The following is a 4,169-nucleotide window of genomic DNA, read 5'->3' on the forward strand; positions in this document are numbered from 1 at the left end:
ATAAGGATATTGAATGGATTTCAAGGATGAATCAGGTGTCAGACCTACGCTGTGTGTTCACTGAAGGCAGTATCGCCTTGCCTGCTGATTACCGTGAGCAGACCGTCAATATTTTGATTGCCCCGCAAAAGCCCTCACTCAATGTTTCCCGTGACCAGTTACGCCCGGACGAAAGCTTTGAAGCCTATCTCGCTCGCCAGCGTGAGGTATTGCAAAAAGGTCTGCGCAAGTACCAGGCTCTCGACGAACAGCTCGCAGTCTTGGGCGATAGCCTGTTCCATGGCATCACGCTGCTTTACCGTTACCATCCGCAAAAAGGCCAGACACTGCATCAACGTCAGGCGGCGTTTTTGGTTTCGGCCTCCACCGTGCTGATTTTCACGCTGACCAGTGCTCATGCCCTGAGTGAACAGGATGAAGCCTTCTTCTCTGATTGCTTAAACAGTTACCAACACCCCTAATCTTTCGCACACGGACAGGAGCGAATACTCATGCTGGAAGCGGCACGCGTCGGTGATCCCATCGGCCATTCTCAGGCTATCGCCGGGTTGATTGGTGGAACGATTTTAGGCGGAATCATCAACGTTGCCGGGGGCATTCTGGGCGGGATGCTGTTTGCTGCCGGGTGCGCGTCTGCGTGTCTCGGTGTCGGTATTCTGCTGATTGGGGCCTCGATTGCTGTCGGTATGGCGGCGAACGCCCTGGGGGAGAAAGCGCGGGATGCCGGTGTTGAGGCTGGAGCCGGTTCGATGAGTCCCAGCGGTGCCATTATCACCGGCTCGGGCAATGTCTTTACCAATGGCAAAGCGGCGGCTGTTTCGTCACTCAGCACGGTGAACTGCGACAAGGACAAGGTTCAGCAGGTGGCTCAGGGCTCATCCTCTGTGTTTATCAATGGCCTGCCAGCCGCCCGCAAGAGCGATAAAACCACCTGTGATGCCACCATCATGGCGGGGTCACCCAACGTGTTTATTGGTGGCGGTACGACCACCACGGAAAGCATCACAACTGAAATTCCCCAATGGGCCTACACCGTGTCTGACCTGACGATGTTTGCGGCGGGCCTGATAAGCTTTGGGGGGGCGGCCAGCAAGGGGCCGGGCGCGATTCAAAAGTTATTTGCCAAACTGCCGGGCGCGGACAAGATAGCCAAAATCGCCTGTCGGTTGGCCCCGTTGGCAATAGTAGCGTCGGTGGCAGGCGTTCTGGCTAAACCGGTGGACGTGACGACCGGGCAGAAATTCCTCAATGATGACGACGAACTGGATTTTACTCTCGACGGTGAATTACCCCTGTTCTGGCAGCGTCGCTATCTCAGCAGCCATGTCTATGAGGGCGTGCTGGGACGCGGTTGGAGCCTGTTCTGGGAGAGTGAACTGCGGCAGGTGGAAGACGGTATTCTGTGGCGTAACACCTATGGCGACTTCATTCCCTTCCCGGATGTGCCCGCAGGCCACCAGACGTTCTGCCCTGACCAGCAGTGCTGGCTCACGCATCATGAGGATGGCCGTTGGTCTGTCCACGATGCGGGCGAACTGCGTTACCACTACCCGGCCTTTGATGCCGAGGGCCGTGCTCCTCTAGGTGTCATCAGCGATAATGTCGGTAACCAGCAGTCATTCCACTACAACGCACAACGGCAGATGGAGAGCGTCACCTGTACCCGTGGGCAAACCCTGCGCTGTGAGTACCATCCCAAACTGAATCGTCTGACGGCAGTCTGGCAGCACACGGTGTCTGGTGAGGTGCTGCGTGCCCGTTACCAGTATAACGAGAAAGGGCAACTGGTGGCGGTACAGCACCGGGGTGAGGCGGTGATGCGCAGAACGGTTTGCTGTTATGGCATGAGAATGCCACGGGATTGCGCTGTGACTATCAGTGGCAAGAGATTGACGACATCTGGTGTGTGGTTGAACAGCACACCAGTGAAGGCGATGGCTACCGACTGGCCTATGATGAAGAGCAGCGTCAACGTATTGCCACCTGGCAGGATGGCAGCCAGACGGTGTGGGCGTTGGACGAACACCGTCGTGTCAGCCGTTACACCGACCGCTCTGGCAACACGCATCATCTGTTGTGGGACGACGTAGGGCAACCCGCCGGTTACCGCTCGCCGCTGGGGCATCTGCGCCAGTGCCAGTGGGATGAACTGGGTAGGCTGGTGTCGGTCACCGAGGCCAATGGTGCGAAAACGCGCTGGCAGTATCAGCGCAACAGCGACCGACAGACCTTTGTGTTCTGGCCGGATGGCACGTCAGAACGTACCCAATGGGATGAACAAGGACGGGTAGTACAGGAAACCGATCGGTTGTTACAGTCAACTCAGTATCATTACCCCCGTGACAACACGCTGTTGCCGGATAGCATGACCGATGCGCGGGGTGGGGAGAGCCGCTTAGACTGGAACATGCTGGGGTTGATGACCCTTTACACCGACTGTTCCGGCCAGCCGACGACCTGGCGCTACGATACCTTGGGTCAACTGCTTTCCCGCCGGGATGCGTTGCAGCAGGAAACCCACTACGAATATAACGATGTAGGCCAACTGGTCACACTGACCTTGCCGGATGGCTCCACCGAGCAGTTTGGCTGGTCTGAAGCTGGGCTGTTGCTCAGCCACCAGTTGGGGAACAACCTGCCTCGCCATTGGCATTACAACGCACGTGGGCAAACCCTGAGTACCACCGACCGCCTGAACCGGGCTATCCGCTACAACTACGATGTTGAAGGGCGTTTGCTCAGTCTGGATAACGACAATGGCGGGGTGTATCGCTTTAGCCGTGATGCGGAAGGCCGCTTACAGGAAGAACAGCGCCCGGACGATACACGTTATGGCTACACTTACGATGCCGATGGGCAGATGAGCGCGGTCACCCAACGCGGCACGGCAGACGATGAAGGCCAACGGCCCGAGAAACCCAGTCAGCTTGTCTATGATGCCGCAGGCCGTGTGATTGAACGCCAGACACAGACCGAACGGGTGGAATACCAGTGGGACGTGATGGGCAATCTGCTCAGCGCCCGCCGTACCCCCACCGAACAGGGTGAAAAACTGGGTATCCAGCCTAATACCGTCACTTTTGAACGGGATAAACTGGGCCGGGTCGTCAGGGAGCATAACGGCGTCGAGGTGCTGACCTACCAATACGATGCGTTGGGCAACCTGACCACGTTGGGACTGCCAAATGACGACCAGTTCCATTGGCACCACTACGGCTCCGGGCATGTCACCGCCATCCGCTTCAATGACCAGATAGTCAGTGAATTTGAGCGCGATGCGTTGCACCGGGAAACCAGCCGCACGCAAGGCACCCTGACGCAGCACCGGCAGTATGACCGTCTGGGGCGTCGCCAGTGGCAGAGCAGCGTCAGCCATCGGATTACCGAGGCACTCACTTCCCCGGAGCAAGGGATTCTGTGGCGAGCTTATCATTATGACGATATGCATGAACTGGCTGCGGTGGAAGACAGCAACCGGGGCACCGTGAGCTATGGTTACGATGAAGAGGGACGGCTACGTCACGTCTACTCGGCACACAGTGGGCAAGCCTCGGTGCGTTATGACCGGGCCGACAATGCGCTGATAGTGCCGCTACAGACGCCAGAGAGTTCACCCCATACCGGTGGCAGCGAGCCTTACCGTGATAACCGCCTCACCCGCTGGGAGCAGTGGCAATATCAGTATGATGCCTTTGGCAATATGGTGGTCAGGCAGGACAGCGCCCGTATCCAGCGTTATCGCTACGACGGAGATAACCGGTTGGTGGGGGCCAAGGGGGACGGGCCGAAGGGATTGTTTGAGGCGCAGTACCACTATGATGCGCTAGGCCGCCGGTTGAGCAAGAGCGTGAGCACCCGGCAGGAGCGGCACGAAACGCATTTTCTGTGGCAAGGACTGCGGTTGCTGCAAAGCCGCACCGCAGACAGCCAACAAACCTACTGTTACGACCCGAACGAAGCCTATACGCCGTTGGCCTGCATTGAACGGCGCTACGGTGAAGACCAGTTGTATTGGTATCATACCGACCTGAACGGCTCACCGCAGGAAGTGACCAACAAACAGGGCGACATGGTGTGGTCAGGGCAATATGGGGTGTTTGGGCAGGTGACCCGCCAGACGGAGGCGATGTGGCGCAACCTCAGCAAACCGCTGGGGCAGTTCAGGCAGC

Annotated in this window: 3 protein-coding genes; all 3 read left to right on the forward strand. The window is 57.9% G+C overall.

The window, feature by feature from the left end; translation table 11 throughout:
* The coding region (locus tag ACQ4OC_RS19240; protein WP_430971538.1) for a DcrB-related protein at window positions 1–461 on the forward strand (461 nt) is incomplete at its 5' end.
* Window positions 462–491: 30 nt separating this feature from the next.
* Complete coding sequence (locus ACQ4OC_RS19245) at window positions 492–2,090, forward strand: PAAR domain-containing protein (protein WP_430971539.1); 1,599 nt, start codon at window positions 492–494, stop codon at window positions 2,088–2,090.
* 1,610 nt (window positions 2,091–3,700) lie between these two features.
* Window positions 3,701–4,169, forward strand: a 469-nt coding sequence (locus ACQ4OC_RS19250; protein ID WP_415843175.1) for an RHS domain-containing protein, incomplete at its 3' end; no start/stop codon positions are given.

It is taken from the genome of Yersinia sp. J1 (assembly GCF_050586585.1).
In the GTDB taxonomy this organism is placed as follows: domain Bacteria; phylum Pseudomonadota; class Gammaproteobacteria; order Enterobacterales; family Enterobacteriaceae; genus Yersinia; species Yersinia entomophaga.

What these genes read in the sequence shown, in the direction of transcription:
- ACQ4OC_RS19245 (WP_430971539.1), top strand. Translation starts at nt 492, where the DNA reads ATGCTGGAAGCGGCACGCGTCGGTGATCCCATCGGCCATTCTCAGGCT.